The organism is Rosenbergiella sp. YN46 (genome assembly GCF_036620675.1).
GTDB lineage: Bacteria > Pseudomonadota > Gammaproteobacteria > Enterobacterales > Enterobacteriaceae > Jejubacter.
Window position 1 is genome coordinate 189,467 of record NZ_JAZHEE010000003.1, and the last position, 16,904, is coordinate 206,370.

At 52.9% G+C, this 16,904-nt stretch carries 13 protein-coding genes; 7 read left to right on the top strand and 6 right to left on the bottom strand.

The window, feature by feature from the left end; genetic code table 11:
- Window positions 1–35 precede the first annotated feature (35 nt).
- The 3 genes from argS to adiA all read right to left on the bottom strand — a co-directional run bounded on the left by argS (window position 36) and on the right by adiA (window position 5,049).
- A complete protein-coding gene (gene argS, locus V3W49_RS04260; RefSeq protein WP_500143876.1) occupies window positions 36–1,772 on the bottom strand; it encodes an arginine--tRNA ligase in 1,737 nt (578 codons plus the stop codon).
- A gap of 92 nt (window positions 1,773–1,864) precedes the next feature.
- Window positions 1,865–2,332: a transcriptional regulator ArgR gene (argR, locus tag V3W49_RS04265; RefSeq protein WP_500143877.1), complete on the bottom strand. Its 468-nt coding sequence runs from the start codon at window positions 2,330–2,332 to the stop codon at window positions 1,865–1,867.
- A gap of 434 nt (window positions 2,333–2,766) precedes the next feature.
- On the bottom strand, window positions 2,767–5,049 hold the full coding sequence (gene adiA / locus V3W49_RS04270; RefSeq protein WP_500143879.1) for an arginine decarboxylase: 2,283 nt from the start codon (window positions 5,047–5,049) through the stop codon (window positions 2,767–2,769).
- A 694-nt stretch (window positions 5,050–5,743) separates the two neighbouring features.
- On the opposite strand from adiA, the gene potE reads away from it, so the two are divergent.
- On the top strand, window positions 5,744–7,069 hold the full coding sequence (gene potE, locus V3W49_RS04275) for a putrescine-ornithine antiporter (protein ID WP_500143881.1): 1,326 nt from the start codon (window positions 5,744–5,746) through the stop codon (window positions 7,067–7,069).
- Window positions 7,070–7,261: 192 nt separating this feature from the next.
- Window positions 7,262–7,774, top strand: a complete 513-nt coding sequence (gene eco / locus V3W49_RS04280; RefSeq protein WP_500143882.1) for a serine protease inhibitor ecotin — start codon at window positions 7,262–7,264, stop codon at window positions 7,772–7,774.
- 36 nt (window positions 7,775–7,810) lie between these two features.
- On the opposite strand, the gene V3W49_RS04285 is transcribed toward eco, so the two are convergent.
- From V3W49_RS04285 to V3W49_RS04295, 3 genes are all read right to left on the bottom strand, one after another.
- Complete coding sequence (locus V3W49_RS04285; RefSeq protein ID WP_500143883.1) at window positions 7,811–8,698, bottom strand: alpha/beta hydrolase; 888 nt, start codon at window positions 8,696–8,698, stop codon at window positions 7,811–7,813.
- A 265-nt stretch (window positions 8,699–8,963) separates the two neighbouring features.
- The gene (locus tag V3W49_RS04290; RefSeq protein ID WP_500143884.1) at window positions 8,964–11,138 is read right to left on the bottom strand and encodes an EAL domain-containing protein; all 2,175 of its coding nucleotides are present in this window, start codon (window positions 11,136–11,138) and stop codon (window positions 8,964–8,966) included.
- Window positions 11,125–12,609, bottom strand: a complete 1,485-nt coding sequence (locus V3W49_RS04295; RefSeq protein ID WP_500143885.1) for a GGDEF domain-containing protein — start codon at window positions 12,607–12,609, stop codon at window positions 11,125–11,127. Before V3W49_RS04295 ends, V3W49_RS04290 begins: the two co-directional genes overlap by 14 nt.
- 614 nt (window positions 12,610–13,223) lie before the next feature.
- Here V3W49_RS04295 and V3W49_RS04300 point away from each other — a divergent pair.
- The 5 genes from V3W49_RS04300 (at window position 13,224) to phnE (ending at window position 16,898) form a co-directional block, all read left to right on the top strand.
- Window positions 13,224–13,559, top strand: coding sequence for a zinc ribbon domain-containing protein YjdM (locus V3W49_RS04300; RefSeq protein WP_500143887.1), 336 nt, complete (start codon window positions 13,224–13,226; stop codon window positions 13,557–13,559).
- An 89-nt stretch (window positions 13,560–13,648) separates the two neighbouring features.
- Window positions 13,649–14,086, top strand: a complete 438-nt coding sequence (gene yjdN, locus V3W49_RS04305; protein ID WP_500143889.1) for a VOC family metalloprotein YjdN — start codon at window positions 13,649–13,651, stop codon at window positions 14,084–14,086.
- Between the two features lie 199 nt (window positions 14,087–14,285).
- Entirely contained in the window at window positions 14,286–15,074 is a 789-nt protein-coding gene (gene phnC, locus V3W49_RS04310) for a phosphonate ABC transporter ATP-binding protein (RefSeq protein ID WP_500143890.1), read from the top strand.
- A gap of 21 nt (window positions 15,075–15,095) precedes the next feature.
- A complete protein-coding gene (phnD, locus tag V3W49_RS04315; RefSeq protein ID WP_500143891.1) occupies window positions 15,096–16,100 on the top strand; it encodes a phosphonate ABC transporter substrate-binding protein in 1,005 nt (334 codons plus the stop codon).
- Between the two features lie 12 nt (window positions 16,101–16,112).
- Window positions 16,113–16,898, top strand: a complete 786-nt coding sequence (phnE, locus tag V3W49_RS04320) for a phosphonate ABC transporter, permease protein PhnE (protein WP_500143892.1) — start codon at window positions 16,113–16,115, stop codon at window positions 16,896–16,898.
- The last annotated feature ends 6 nt before the right edge of the window (window positions 16,899–16,904 follow it).

Genomic DNA, 16,904 nt, shown 5'->3' on the forward strand with positions numbered 1-16,904 from the left:
GAAAACGGGGCGCCTTGTATTCCAGAGGTTTTTGATTACATGCGTTCGACAGTCTGAATCCCTAAGGTTTCCAGCCCCTGTCTTAGCGTTCGTTCCGTGAGCGCCACCAGTTTCAGACGGCTGGCCCGCAATACCGGCGAGTCGTTGTTCAGTATCGGGCAGTCAGTGTAGAAGCGCGAAAACAGTCCGGCCAGATCGTAGAGGTATGCGCACATCACATGCGGCGTCCCGTCCCGGGCAACAACCTTTAGCGTCTCTTCAAACTGTAACAGACGTATCGCCAGCATCCGCTCTCTGTCAGTCTTCAGGAAAATCTCGCCTTCAAGCCTATCCACCGACAGTTCCGCCCGCCGGAACACCGAAGCGATACGCGCGCAGGCGTACTGAATATAGGGCGCAGTATTGCCCTCAAACGACAGCATACTGTCCCAGTCAAAGACGTAATCGGTAGTGCGATTCTTAGAGAGATCCGCATATTTCACCGCGCCAATGCCGATAATTTCCGCCAGCGAATCCAGCTCCGCCTCTGGCAACTGCGGCGACTTTTCCGCCACCAGTTTACGGGCGCGAACCACCGCCTCGTCCAGCAGCTCGGAAAGCTTCACCGTGCCGCCTTCGCGGGTCTTAAAGGGTCGGCCCTGTTTATCCAGCATCATGCCGAACATATGGTGCTCCAGACTGACCGATGCCGGCACATAGCCCGCCTTACGGACAATCTCCCAGGCCATCATCAGGTGCTGATGTTGGCGGGCGTCGATGTAGTAGATCATGCGATCGGCATGGAAATGTTCGTAGCGATACTTCGCACAAGCGATATCGGTAGTGGTATAGAGATAGCCGCCATCACTTTTACGTACGATAACCCCCATCGGTTCGCCTTCTTTATTGCGGAAGTCATCCAGATAGACCACCACGGCGCCGTCGCTTTCGCTGGCGATACCACGCTTGAGAAGATCGTCCACGATGCCGGGCAGCATATCGTTATACAGGCTTTCTCCCATAATATGCTGCGGCTTCAGAGTGACATTCAGACGATCGTAGTTACGCTGATTCTGCGTCATGGAGATCTCGACCAGCCTGCGCCACATCCTGCGGCACCATTCATCCCCCTGCTGCAGGCGAACCACATACTGCCGGGCGCGACGGGCGAACTCATCATCCTCGTCATAGCGCTTTTTCGCCGCCCGGTAGAAGCTTTCGAGATCGGAAAGAGAGATATCATCGCGGCTTTCGGCCTGCTCAAGGAAAGCGATCAACATACCAAACTGGGTGCCCCAGTCGCCGATATGATTCGCGCGAATCACCTTATGGCCCAGAAAAGTCAGGGTACGTACTGAAGCGTCGCCAATAATGGTCGACCGCAAATGTCCGACGTGCATCTCTTTTGCCACGTTTGGCGACGAGTAGTCCACCACTATGGTCTGTGGCGCCACAGAATCCACGCCCAGTCGCTCGTCCGCCAGAGCCACGTTCAAACGATTCGCCAGCCAGTCTGTATTAAGGAAAATATTAATAAACCCTGGCGCGACAACTTTCAGTTTTTCAATTACGCCATCATCGCTGGTCTGATTTTCAATATAGTCAGCCAGTGCTTTTGCCATCTCCATGGGGGTTTTAGCATTCTGTTTTGCTACCCCCATAATACTATCAACCTGATAGTCACCAAACTGAGGGCGAGCAGAAGCACGTACAAAAACCTTATGTACCCCACTAAAACATAACGCCTGAAATGCCGATTCCAGTTTCTTACTCAGGATATTTTTGATATCCATAGATACGATTCCTCCTGCCAAAAACAAGCAGCATGAAAACACAACCCGGAATTTCTTAAATACTGTTAATATTTAATTAAACGCCAGCAATTTTATTTAGTGCTAAGGATATCGAGAACCGAATGATAAAGCTGCTGGGGAGTGGTTCCAGCAATGGGGGCAATAAAAATTGTATCGTCACCCGCCACCGTTCCCAGGATTCCTTTCGCCTTTCCGCAGGAGTCGAGAAGCCGGGCGATAAGCGGTGCAGCGCCGGGCATGGTATGAGTTACGACTACGGTATCATTGGCGGCGATATCCAGAATAGAACTTTTTAAGGTAGCATCCGTCGTTGGTACGCCTAATTCAACGGGCAGGCAATACACCATCTCCATTTTGGCATTACGGGTACGCACAGCACCGAAATTCGCCAGCATGCGTGAAACCCTGGACTGATTAATATGGATAAAGCCTTTATTTTTAAGATACTCAACTATTTCGGACTGAGAACCAAAGCTTTCTTCCTTGAGCATCTGGCGAAATATTTTTTCTAACTCCTGTTTATCTGTTCTATCTCTCATACTCCGTTGACCTCGCTAAGATACTTAGAAAGTGGTTTAAGACTAATCCTGGTATTATGCCCTGTAATAATTAACAAACAAGAGAGGCATTAAACACCCCAATGACGGCATTTCATTCCGGAACAAATAACGCTATTTTATTTAACCTCCCATATACATTTTTCGGCACAAAAAGAGAAGATCCTTGATCGGGTACGCTTAGCGGCCCTGAAAATGACCGCTATTTTGTTTCTGAATGCGATATGTGCATGAAAAAAAGTTATGTGTGTAATTAAAATATTTCAGTAACACGTTAATCATTTATTGATAAAAGCGAATATATATGCCGCAATATGTCATATTTATGGATTTTTACGCTACCATCTCTCTGTCGTTACCGGTATCAGCAGCAAAAAAAATGGGGTTACGGACGGCGGCCGCAACCCCATTTCGGGTTATTTAACGCACATCACGTGGTAGATACCCTCTTCTTTTTCCGCCCCTTCGGTTTCATGTTCAAAGCCGGGGAAGGTGTCATCCCATGCCTGCAACGCTTTCAGATAGGCTATCTGCGGGCTATCTTCGTCGCCGAAGTTTTCACCGGACATCAGCATCGGAATTCCCGGCGGATAAGGGATAACGGAATTTGCCGCAGTGCGACCCGCCAGCGCCTGAATGGACACCAGTTCTACATTATCCTTAACCAGCTGGGTGTAGGCCTCGCGTGGCAACATATCGATCTGCGGTAGCGTCGAGTAGGCTTTATTCAACTGCTCGCTGGGATTATGCCGCTTCAGGAAATCCATCATGCGATCGCCCAGTTGCTGCATGGTCATACCGCGATACACGTCCGGTGCACTCTCAACCAGCGACGGCAGAACCTCTTCCAGTAGCGCATCGGCATCATAATGGCGCTTAAAGGCCATCAGGCTGTTCATCAGCGTGACCCATTTACCTTTGGTTACGCCCATAGAAAACAGGAACATCACCTGGAAGTCGGTGGTACGGGTCGGCACAATGCCCAGGCTCGAAAGATACGCGGTGACCAGCGCAGCCGGTACCCCATTATCCTGGAGCGAGCCGTCGCCATTCAGGCCCGGCGTCAGCAGGCTGACTTTAACCGGATCCAGCATCACCCAGTCTTCATCCAGATTACTGAAACCATGCCAGCTGTCTTCCGGACGCAGCTTCCAGCATGCCTGTTCCGTGGTCAACAGAGAGAGCGGCGCATCGGCGAAGTCATAGCGCTCGCCGGTAGCAGGGTCAGTCACCACTTCCGCATTCCAGGGTTTAAAGAACCAGTCGTGGTTTTTCTCCGCGTCATGATGAGCACGGGCCACCGCCTGGCGGAATTCCACAGCCTCTTCAATCACTTCCGTGGTCAGGTTAACCCCCTGCTTACCGTCCATCATCGCGGCAGCCACGTCATTAGAAGCGGCAATAGAGTACAGCGGCGAAGTGGTGGCATGCATCATATACGCCTGGCTGAACTGCGCCGGTTTAATATTACCGCGCCCTTCGCGAATATGAATATATGAGGCCTGCGACAGCGCATTCAGCAGCTTATGGGTCGAGTGAGTCGCAAACAGCGTCGGCTGGTCAGCGCTATGCCCGGACTTATCGCCGCGCATCGCGTGGAATCCTTTATAGATGGGGTTAAAGCGCGAATACCCGAACCAGGCTTCATCGAAGTGGATACGATCGCAGCTGTCGCCCAGTAGCGCCTGCACCGTATCGCCGTTGTAGATCAGACCGTCATAAGTACAGTTGGTGACAACACTATAAGCCGGGCGCGGGTTTTTTGCTTCGCGGGCGAAGCGGCTCTCTTCGATCTGGCGGGAGATAGCCTCACGGGTCATCTGTTTTTTCGGGATCGGCCCGATAATGCCGTATGCGTTACGAGTCGGGGTCATATATACCGGACGAACCCCGGTCAGCATCAGTCCCTGTTCAATAGACTTATGACTGTTACGGTCGCAGATAGCGATATCTTCATCAGAACAACAGGCCTGCATAATGGTACGATTGGCGCCAGAAGTCCCAACCACCAGCGAATAAGAGCGATCGGCGCCGAAGACCCGGGCGATGTACTTCTCGCTTTCGCCGAAAGCGCCGGTGTGGTCCAGCATCGACCCCAGACTGGCGCGTTCAATCCCCATATCGGTACGGAAGATATTCTCGCCGTAAAAATCAAAAAATTTACGACCGACCGGCGTTTTGCAAAAGCCGATCCCCCCCTGATGGCCCGGCGCTGACCAGGAGTATTCTTTCTCTTTGGCATACTCCATCATCGCCGCCATCAACGGCGGCATGATGGTTTTTTCATAGCGGGCGACGGCGGCCTGCAGGCGGCCCACGATAAAATCGGTGGTGTCATCCAGCACCAGGAAAGTTTCCGTCACTTCACTCATCACCTCCGGCGTAACCGAGCGGTTATCCTGATGAGAGTTGATCAGCAAAAAAACGGGCGCTTTTTCATGTCGTACCCGCAGATGGCGCAGCAGAGACAGGACGTTTTGCTCCTGCTGGGGGAGCCACTCCACCATAATGCAGTCGATAGAAGCGGTTGAGGTAACGTAGGTCTCCGCTTCGTCATAAGTTGGGGTAAATTTTACGTGCTCGCCTTTATTGGTCAGCGACGTAACAATCTGATCGATCGTTTCTTCGAGTGGTGTAAGCGGTTTGGCATGGCGGCTGATGGCGCCCCCCGCAACGACTAAATAGTTCTTATCACACATAGAGACCTCGTGACGATATTATATCTATATTGGGCTAACTCATGTTTATTATTTTTCGCATTGCCATAACACCGGACGCTGGCTCTCAGGCCAAATAACCCGTCCCGTCAGGATAAACATCGAATTATATTTAAGTCATCATAAAAGCGTTCTGTCTGGAAAGCGAAGATAAAGCAAAATAAAAATATTTACCACCCCAAAAAAAACCAAAAATAAAAAGATAAGATAACCATTATCAACCAATGAATTTTTATCCGCATAAAAAAGACAATGCGGAATTAATATGCCAAAAAAAATTCGCTCTATAGCCAGGATAAAACAAGTAGCACAAATAGCATAACACAATGTTTTTTAAAGAAAATATCAACCATCCAGCTTCATAAGCCACTGTCAAAAAATGGACTATCTATTTGTTTTAAAAAAGATATTAAAATGGAGCTTAAGACTCACTCACCACACAATCACAAATTTGACTTTCTCATCAGATTAAATAACATGCAGGCACACAAGTTTTGCGCCGCAGAATATTAATCCAGGAGATAAGTATAATTACTCAACAAACGAGAGATTACTTATCCAATTTAAAACTGGAACCCCTTACCCGGATAATAATATTTATTAGCCGCATGTGAATTTAAATTTATTCAGAGGTAATTCCTCTCGCCTTCTGAAAACAATAAGCAGGAGAACAGATATGGCCACGAATTCGAAGAAAATGGGAGTCGTTGACCTGACCATTTTAGTCGCTGTTAATATGATGGGTTCGGGAATAATTATGTTACCCGCCAGTCTGGCCGAAACTGGCGCGATTTCCGTGCTGTCATGGGTTATCACCGTACTGGGCGCCATGTGTATCGCCTACACCTTCGCCAAGTGCGGCGCCTACTGTAAGCGCGCTGGCGGCATGTCTGCCTATGCCGCAGAGGCTCACGGCAAATCATCCTTCTTCATCGCCTCTTATACCTACTATGTTTGCCTGGTCATTAGTTGCGTGGCCATCGCCGTTTCCGCCGCGGGTTATCTGGCCCCCTTCTTCCCGTGGATCAAAACCACGCCGATGCATACCTTTGCTGCCGTAGTCGCAATTCTGGTAGTTACAATGGTCGCTAACTTCAAGGGGCCAAAGATTACCGGTCGTATCTCCGGTATCACCGTTTGGGGGATTATTATTCCGGTTGCCGGTCTTTCGGTACTCGGCTGGTTCTGGTTCGATCCCTCAATCTTTAAAGCCGCCTGGAACCCCCATCATATGTCCACCGGCAGCGCAATCTCTTCTGGTATCTCTCTGACACTCTGGGCCTTCCTGGGCGTAGAATCGGCTGGCGCCAACTCCGATACGGTAGAAAACCCGGAGAAAAACGTGCCGCTGGCCTGCCTGTTCGGTACCGGTTTCGCCGCCGTGGTTTACATTGCCTCTACCTCTGTAATTCAGGGCATTATCCCGAATGAGGTGCTGGCCACATCCGATGCGCCTTTCGGGCTGGTCTTCTCCATGATGTTTAATCCGATGGTGGGCCAGGTCGTAACCGCTCTTGCCGTTATCGCCTGTATCGGTTCTCTGCTGGGCTGGCAGTTCACCAACGCTCAGGTATCTAAAGCTGCGGCGGATGATCACCTGTTTCCGGCCATCTTCAGCAAAGTCAGTAAAGATGACGCTCCCATCGCCGGGATGCTGATTATGCTGGCGCTGGAGCTACTGCTGGCCACCATGACCATCTCCCCCAACCTGCTTAAGCAATTCAACATCCTGCTGAACCTGGCGGTCTTTATCAATATGGTGCCCTATGTTCTGTCCATGACCGGCCTGCAGGTGATGTTGCGTAAAAACCACGTCACTCAGAAGCAATACTATGCCGCTTCCGCAATGGGCACCGCGGCCGTGGTCTACAGTATCTACGGTGTCTATGCCTGCGGTGTCGAAGCGGTATTCGGCGGTACCATCATCACCATGATCGGTTATATCTTCTACGGCTTCCTGGCCGGTCGTGATACCGAAGAGCGCATCAGCCACTCACATTAAGATTACCTTATATCTTTACCGGCCATCGGCACCGCTTGCGGTGGCCAGTTTTTTCCTTTTTGCACGCTCCGCCTTTTAAATATATTGTTCCAGTATTAGATAAATATTCAGAGTATTTATGTTTTGTTGTGGAAAAAACCAGAATAATAAAATAGTCTGTTAGCAATTATTGCCACACTGAATGAGGGAGTTATGAACAAAGCGACTTTACTGCTCACCGGCCTGATGGCGCTGGCTTCAGGTAGTGCGCTGGCGGCGGATAACGCACAGCAGCAAGACCCCAGTAAGCAACCGCTGGAGAAAGTGGCACCATACCCGAAGGCGGAAAAGGGGATGACTCGCCAGGTTATCTGGCTGCCGAAGCAGGAAAACGAGCATGACTACAAAGTCGAGCTGATGATCGGTAAGACCATGGAAGTAGACTGCAACACCCGAGGTCTGGGCGGCAAACTGGAGACGAAAACGCTCTCTGGTTGGGGCTATGACTATCTGGTCATCGATAAGCTGACCGGCCCAATCTCCACCATGATGGCCTGCCCGGACAGTACCAAAAAGCAGGCGTTCGTCACCGCACACCTGGGCGACAATGCCCTGCAGCGCTATAACAGCAAGCTGCCGCTGGTGATCTACGCGCCAAAAGACGCTCAGGTGAAATATCGCATCTGGAAAGCGGAAGAGAAAGTGCAGGACGCACAGGCCCAGTAAAACCTCAGGCTGCCGCGCCAGCGGCGGCCATATCCTCTATTCCGCGCCAGATACGTGCAGCAGCGTATCGATAAGCGACGAGCCGAACATGGCGCCGTGGCTCAAACCGGGATAGCGTTTATAGCTCGCCTTTACCCCTTTTTCGGAAAGAATTTGCGCCAGCCCGGCGTTCCTGTCCTGCCCGCCTTCACCGCGCAGCTCCGGGCGATCGCTATTGCCATTCCCTTCCATCAACCACAGCGTTCGGGAATCGAATGCCTTTCCCGAAAGCTGCTTAGCCTGATTCAGCATCATGCCGCCGCCCCAGCCCAGCGACGGACTGGCGGCATAGTAATGGCGGAAATCTTCCGGCGCCTGATACAGGGTATCCAGTACAAACAATCCACCGAAAGAGTGGCCCCACAGGCTACGCTGCTGGTGATTGACCGCAGTCTGCTTTTCCGCCCAGGGAACTATCGTCGACATCAGGAGCTGGCGGAACGCCTTACTGTGACCTCCTTGATGGCCGTGTATGCGCGGCGCTGAATCACTGCCGGGATCGGGCGTGTAGTCCCATGCCCTGGAAGAAACATCGAAGGGCAACGGCGTCTGGTATCCCACAGCTACCAGCACCGGTGGATGTACAGCACTCATACGTCGCAGCAATGAATCATCAAGCCGCGCCATGGCCGCGTTGCCATCGAGCATATAGAGCACCGGATAACCAGCGGCGGGCGCCGCCGTTTTAGGAATCCCCAGCCATACCCGATAGTGGCGCTGGCCGTCAGCGGAATCGAAAGTGGTACTGCGAAAGCGGTACCATTCGGAACCGGTATCGGCGATATTGGGCCCCAACGGCTTTAGCTGCGGCTTCGCCTGCCCGACGGTAGCAGTCAGCAGCAGCGCGACGGGTAAACACCACGCCAGCATAACGCGTAATGACACACTCTCTCCTTTCACTTCGATCAACGCCTCTCGCCCCAGGCTCGCCGCCATATGGCAAAAAAATATACCGACTTTGCCGAAGCGCCGCAAACGCTGGCGCCGGGGAGATAACCGCAAATTATTGTGTCAGGTAAACAACCAGAGCCGGCATCAGTCTGCACTGGCTCTTAACCAGGGCCCTGTCACGGGTCTTCAGGTAAGCGCCGTCCGTCCCCCAACCCCCTTTGAGGAAAGGGCGGGACGAGGAGTAAGGGGGAGATGCGCTTTAATGACTGTAGTTATAGGGCTTGCCGATGTAGAACCCCTGGCAGTGATCGACGCCCAGCTCAAACAGCAAACGCTGCTGCTCTTCGCTTTCTACATACTCAGCCACCACGGTCATATCCCTGGCCCGGGCAATTCTACAGATAGACTCGACTATCATCTGATCGATCTTGTTGGCCAGAATATCTTTCACGAAAACGCCGTCAATTTTCAGGATCTGAGCGGTAATATTGCGCATACGCTCATAGTTGGACTGCCCGGTGCCAAAATCATCAATAGCGATCTTCACACCGTACTCCGCCAGTCTGGCGATATTATTCATGGCGTTTTCCGAAACGAGAATGCCCTGCTCTTCGGTAATTTCCAGAATCACCCGTTCGGCGCTGACGCCATAACGTTCCATCAGACTGATAAAGCGTAACGCGATACCCTCATGGAACAGCGTGGCCGGCATAATGTTGATAGAAACCGCATCCCCGGCGTGATCGTTCAGCATCGACATGCTCTTTTCAAACACCGCGGTGTCAAATTCGCAGGCATAGTCGAATTCGCGAATCACCGGTAAAAATACATCTGGCATAATAATCTGTCCGCCAATGCGCAGGCGCGACAGCAGTTCGCAATACACCACCCCCTCGCGGCTGGTGATCGGCTGAGCATAGATTTCAATATCCCGGTTCTCAATGGCGGCTTTTACGCTCTTAATCATCTCGATGGATCGGGCCATCTCATCGTCCAGATTGCGCATACTACCGTTGATGCAATGGGGCGCTTTCACCACTTTGTTGGCTTCGGAAAACCAGGCGAGCCGTTCCACAAAGGGAATCAACGGCGTCCGATCGTCAATATGTCCCCAGGAGAGCCGATAATCGATATCCAGCTTATCACCCTTCCACAAAATATTCAGACTGGTGATAAGAGCATAGAGTTCATTGATTCTGGCTTCTCGCTCGCCGCTTACCATGCAGATAAGCTGGTTACCCGTGATGTCATACACCTGAGTGCCGCAGCCAAACTCGTCGTAGATACTGCGCGACAGAATCCCCTTCACCCAGGTGACCACAGCGGTACCGTAATACTTTTCGAAGACGGCGATATTCGAAAACGCAATCCGGCAGATACAGGCATTCCCCGCGGCTTCCACGCTGTTTTCCAGAGCGCGCATATTCGGCAGCCGGGTCAGCGGATCGATAAGAGAATAGAGCCGGGTCTGATGCATCTGCTGTTCGTACTTGCAGCGATTCACCGCAAGGTAGTGAAGCGCGATGGCGAACACGATGATCATCGACATTAAGCTGGCCAGCACGCTGTCATCCCGGTACGCCGAAAAGAAGAGCTGGTTAGAAGCCATTATGACGTAAATGGCGATACTCCACAGCAGCTCGGTCAGGCGCGGATTCTGATGCAAAACGCCATAAATAAAGAGCAAAAAAACAAAGGGCATCAAATACCCGACGAATGCCCCGGAGACTTCCGCCTGCCAGATCAGCAAAATACTGACCAGACACAGCACGGCCCAACGCACGTCCCGTTTACTGCTGACCAGCGGCTGGCATCCGCCACTCCATATCCGGCCCACCATAAAGCGACGGCCATCGCTAAACAGAAGACGTTGCAGGCGATAAAAAAAAGCATTCATCACTACCAGCGCCAGCACCAGGTGCTGATAGCTAACCAGGTTAAAGGCTACCCCTTTAACATAGAAATAGGGCACCAGCGATGCGGGGATCCGAAAAATCATACCACTCAGGCACATCAGCGCCCGGCTCATCAACGGGCAGATAAAGCAGAACAGGAAAACCCGTTTAATGGTATTAAAACGCAGGAATCCCGCATTCCAGCGCCTTCCCAGCCGCCAGTGGAGCAACATCACCGTCATCGCTGGCGGTAGCAGGATACAGAGCGACAGCAGTATGGCGATGAAAGGCGATACGGCGTCGTACTGATACCAGCTGCTGGCGGTATAAGCCAGAGTCAGCGGCAACAGCGACAACTCTCCCAACAGCAGGATCTGGGTAACCACCCAGGAGTAAGGCAGATACAGCATATAAATTTGCCAACCGTCGACAAAAACGGTGGGCGAAATTGCGCGCAAAAAGTATATCGCAATGATGTTGACCAGCGTCAGCGCCAGCAGACGCAGCGCTTTGCCGGAATACGCTTTAAGCTTCATCATTCAGTCCCCGGGTCTGGCGCTTGAACAGATACATCTGCGAATCTGCCTTATCCAGCGCCGCCTCAAAAGTGATTCCCGGGCCTAACGCGGCCAGACCATAGCTCACCGAAAGTGCAACGCCGGGCTCAAAGATCTCGATATCCCGGGCCATCCGCGCCATCTTCTCGCGTACGCCGGGGAGATTATTGGTGGCAAAAAGAATAACGAACTCATCACCACCCAGCCGCGCCGCATGGTCGCCCCAGGCGCGAATATTACGGCTGATGCAACGGCCCACGTGCTGCAACGCTCTGTCGCCGCACAGGTGCCCCCAGCTATCGTTAATCCGCTTAAAGTCGTTGCAGTCCATCACCACCAGTACGTAATTTTCCTCCGGCTTTTTCTTCCAGGCATCCAGAAAAGCCCGGTTATGCAACCCGGTAAGCACGTCGCTGTATTTGGCTGATGTCTCTATTTGCACCCGCCGATGGTGCAGCAGGTTCATCACGATAAACCCGATAACCAACAGCAGCCCGATAGAGGTATCCACGGAGCCGTCGTGCGAAAAGAAATAATGCAAATGATTGACCGACACCCGCACCTGGTATTCGCCGTTAATCGAAGCGTCGCTGTAATCCGTATGGGCCACGCTGCCGTTAACCGGGATCATGGTTCCATGGTGATCGATAATGCTGACGTTCAGATAGCGTTCCACCAGGTCTGAACCCATCGCTCGGGCAATCATCTCCCTGACGTCGGACAGACTATAGTCAAAGCACATTATTCCGATGACGTCATCTTCCGTTTCCCGGGAAGATTGGTCGTAAACCACATGCTGGACGCTCATGATGGAGCGCTCACCATTCAGATACTGCTGTATCCGATCGATATGGCCGGTAATCGCCCGTGACGCATCCTGCAATTTCTGGAACAGAAAGCCGCCGGAATGTTCAACGCGCAGCATGCCATAACGCCCGGCCACTTCCTGACGAAAGCGATATTTTTCCAGGCTCTGCTGGCCAGGAAAATAAATGTAATCTCCCTGGGCAGAGATAAAGTAGCGGGGATATTTATTGGAATAAGATGATGCACTCTGTTCCAGGCGATACGCCTCATCAATGGCGCGCGCCACCCGCCAGGCTCTCTTTGTCACCGGCCCCAGCGACTGCAGCGATCCTTCCAGAACGTAGTTACCGAATGAATGCCCATCCAGATTAACCCCATACAGTCCGGACGTCTCATCGTGCTCATCGTATGCCTCCTCGCCCCGGGTGCCGTGAAAGGCACCACGCAACAGCAGCACTGACACCGCATCCGAAAAATTCTCGTTGCGGTTAAAGTCCTCGGCGATGTCTTTCGCTATCGCCTGCGCGGCAATATCGGAAATATCGCCCTGATGGCGCCATGAAATATTTACCAGCACCATAAAGATCAGGCAAAAGATCAGCGTGGCACCAATATTGAACCTGGCATTATTTATTTTTAATAACACGCTGTTATTTCTGAACTCAATTATTGGAAAATAACTTGCTATACCAGACAACTTCATTAACTTTTATTACCTGAATGCTAATTCACATCCCATAATTTAACATTCTGTTTTTTTAGAATGGCAAATAGCCTTACCGCTATTTGCATGTTCAAATACGGTCACGCTCAGGCACAGCACAGCACAGCACAGCACAGCACAGCACAGCGTCCGGACGCTAAAAAAGATTGCTATCATATTCAGGGGATAAGCATGATCCAGGATATTCCGTTCATCGTCAGCGCGACAGATTAAGCCAGGAAAACTCCTGGATCGGCGCGAGTTTAAATTGTTCTAAAAAGAAACAGAAGAAATTAAAAAATTAAAAACAATAGCTGAAACCTATGAAAAGAATAATCATCATCGCCGGCCGGACAGTTTTTTGATTTTAAATATAAACCGGGAAGATCATCGTTCGCATACGTTTTCTGGATCGCGCTGCATTTTCCTGAGCGACTAAAAACCCCGACAACACCAGGTAATTGCGCTATACTTGTGCCACTTTTGGCCGTCAGCACCATTTTTTACGCTGAGTTGCCATTTTTTCTCATTATTCATGCTGATAGCGAGGACAAAGCATGTCACTGCCAAACTGCCCCAGGTGCCACTCTGAATACACCTATGAAGATAACGGTATGTACATCTGCCCGGAATGCGCCTGGGAGTGGAACGATTCCCAACCCACTGGCGAAAGTGATGAACTGGTCGTAAAGGATGCAAACGGCAATCTACTGTCCGATGGTGATAGTGTTACTGTAATCAAAGACTTAAAAGTTAAAGGCAGCTCCACTCCACTGAAGATTGGCACAAAAGTGAAAAATATCCGCCTGGTGGAAGGCGATCACAACATCGATTGCAAAATTGACGGTTTTGGCCCGATGAAGCTTAAATCCGAATTTGTGAAGAAGAGCTAATTTCCATCCGCCAGGCGCATCTGCCGCCTGGCTTAGCGCTGCGCCACCTGCCAGACTTTCTCTGTCTCCGTTACGCAGAGGTGTCCACCATGGCACTGATACCCTATATCACCTTTTCCGGCTCGTGTCGGGAAGCGATTACCTTCTATCAAAAGGCGCTGGGCGCCGAAATTCTCTACAGCATGACCTTTGCCGAGATGCCGCCGCGAGAAAGTGGCGAACAGCAGGAAGGCTGCGCCGCGACGGTAAAAATGGCGCCGGACGATATCCTGCACGCCAGCCTGCGCATCGCCGGATGCGAAATTATGATTAGTGACGGCGCCGCCGACAATATTCCCCACCACGGCTATGCCCTGAATCTGATGACCAGCGATGTGGAAGAGGGCAAACGCTGGTTTCAAAATCTGGCGGCGGGCGGACATATCACCATGCCCTGGCAGGAGACCTTCTGGGCCTTCGGGTTTGGCATGGTCACCGATCGCTTCGGTATTCACTGGATGGTGAATATCGCCAAACCGACGGAATAAGCACCAATTATCTTCAGTCATCAGCCCGCCTGCTTGCGGGCTGAACTAATTCAAAAATCCGGTATCGGGCAGACCACCGTTGCGGCAGCATCCCTCCGTCATCCAACCGTCTTCGATTATTCATCAGACAGAAACACACGCTTAACCAAACCGTCATTTTTCCCCGGCACCATGAGGCAAATTTCAAGGAGGCCGGAATATGCAAACGATTATCCGCGTCAAGAACCTACGCAAAACCTTCAACCAGAACCAGGCGCTGCACAACATCAGCCTGACCATTAACCGGGGCGAAATGGTCGCCCTGCTCGGGCCGTCCGGTTCTGGTAAATCCACCCTGCTGCGTCATCTGAGCGGCCTGATTACCGGCGATAAACAGAGCCATTCTCATATTGAGCTCCACGGCCGCACGGTACAGCGTTCAGGCCACCTTGCCAGCGATATCCGCCGCAGCCGCGCCGGAACCGGCTACATCTTCCAGCAGTTCAACCTGGTCAATCGCCTGTCGGTAATGGACAACGTGCTGATCGGCGCGCTGGGCTCGACCCCCTTCTGGCGCACCTGCTGCCGCTGGTTTAGCGCCGAACAGAGGCAACAGGCGCTTCAGGCGCTGACCCGCGTCGGCATGGCGCACTTCGCTCAGCAGCGAGTCTCCACCCTTTCCGGCGGACAGCAGCAACGCGTCGCCATCGCGCGGGCGCTGATGCAGAAGCCGCAGGTGATTCTGGCTGACGAGCCGATCGCCTCGCTGGATCCGGAATCGGCGCGCATCGTGATGGAAATCCTGCACGACATCAATCGCAAGGAAGGGATCACCGTAGTCGTCACGCTGCATCAGGTGGAATACGCCCTGCGCTACTGCCGCCGCATCATCGCACTGCGTCAGGGACACACCTTCTACGACGGCGCCAGCCAGACTTTTAGCCATGAACACATCGACCACCTCTACCGCAGCATCGAGCGCATTGAACCCAATGCGGCTGCGGCCTGAGCGCTACAGGAAGGAAAAGCTATGAATAACAAAATGGTCACCGCCCTCGCCTTCACCAGCCTGTTCAGCGTGACCAGCCTGCTGATGCCGGCCCGGGCCGATGAACCCAATGCGCTGAACTTCGGCATTATCTCTACCGAATCCCAGCAGAATCTGAAATCCCAATGGCTGCCCTTTCTGAAGGATATGGAAAAGCAGCTGGGCGTGAAGGTGAACGCCTTCTTCGCGCCGGATTACGCGGGCATCATCCAGGGCATGCGCTTTAACAAGGTGGATCTCGCCTGGTACGGCAACCTGTCGGCCATGGAGGCAGTAGATCGCGCAGGCGGCCAGGTGTTCGCCCAAACGGTGGCCGCCGATGGTTCGCCAGGCTACTGGAGCGTACTGATCGTCAACCAGAAAAGCCCTATCCACAACCTGGATCAACTGCTGGCACAGCGTCAATCACTGACCTTCGGCAATGGCGATCCCAATTCCACCTCCGGTTTCCTGGTCCCCGGTTACTACGTGTTCGCCAAACACCACGCCGCGGCCAGCGACTTTAAGCGCACGGTAAATGCCAACCATGAAACCAACGCGCTGGCGGTGGCCAACGGCCAGGTAGACGTGGCGACCAATAACACTGAAAACCTCGATCGCCTGAAAGTCACCGCGCCGGAAAAATTCAAACAGCTGCGGGTGATCTGGAAGTCGCCACTGATCCCAGGAGATCCTATCGTCTGGCGCAAGAACCTGCCCGATGGCACCAAAAATAAACTGCGCGACTTCTTCCTGAGCTACGGCAAAACCCCGGAACAGCAGCAGGTGCTGAAAGGGCTGGGTTGGGCGCCGTTCCGCGCCTCCGGCGACCAGCAACTGCTGCCCATCCGCCAGCTCACGCTGTTTAAAGAGGTGCAGAGCGTGAAGAACAACAAGGAACTCAGCGACTCCGAACGCACCAGCAAGCTGGAGGCGCTCCAGAAGCGGCTCGACGCGCTGGAAAGCCAGGTGGCCCCAGCGCCGCATGAAACTGCAAGCGCCCAGTAACGGGAGGCCATAATGCACAGTCAAAGCATGCCCCTGAAGCCCCCCAAACGCAGCGCCTTTTCGCTTATCGGCTGGGGCCTGGTGCTGGCGATTCTGGCCGCCTCCTGGCAGGGTGCCGAAATGGCGCCACTGGCCCTGATACAGGACGGCGGCAATATGGCGACCTTTGCCGCCGACTTCTTCCCGCCTGACTTCAGCCAGTGGCCGCTCTACCTTGAAGAGATGCTGGTAACGCTGCAAATCGCGGTGTGGGGCACGGCGCTGGCAGTGGTGCTTTCCATCCCCCTCGGCCTGATGAGCGCCGAAAACATTGCCCCCTGGTGGATTTACCAGCCGGTACGCCGCCTGATGGACGCCTGTCGCGCCATTAACGAAATGGTGTTCGCCATGCTGTTTGTCGTCGCCGTGGGTCTTGGCCCGTTCGCCGGGGTGCTGGCGCTGTTTATCCACACTACCGGCGTGCTCTCCAAGCTGCTTTCCGAAGCGGTGGAGGCCATCGATCCCGGCCCGGTGGAAGGGATCCGCGCCACCGGCGCTAACAAGCTGGAGGAGATCCTCTACGGCGTACTGCCCCAGGTGATGCCGCTGCTGATCTCCTATTCCCTGTATCGCTTCGAGTCCAACGTCCGCTCCGCCACGGTGGTCGGCATGGTGGGCGCGGGCGGTATCGGCGTCACCCTGTGGGAAGCCATCCGCGGCTTTCAGTTCCCCCAAACCTGCGCTCTGATGATTGTCGTTATCGTCACCGTTAGCCTGCTCGACTTTCTGTCGCAGCGGCTGCGCAAGCAGTTTATCTGACCCGAA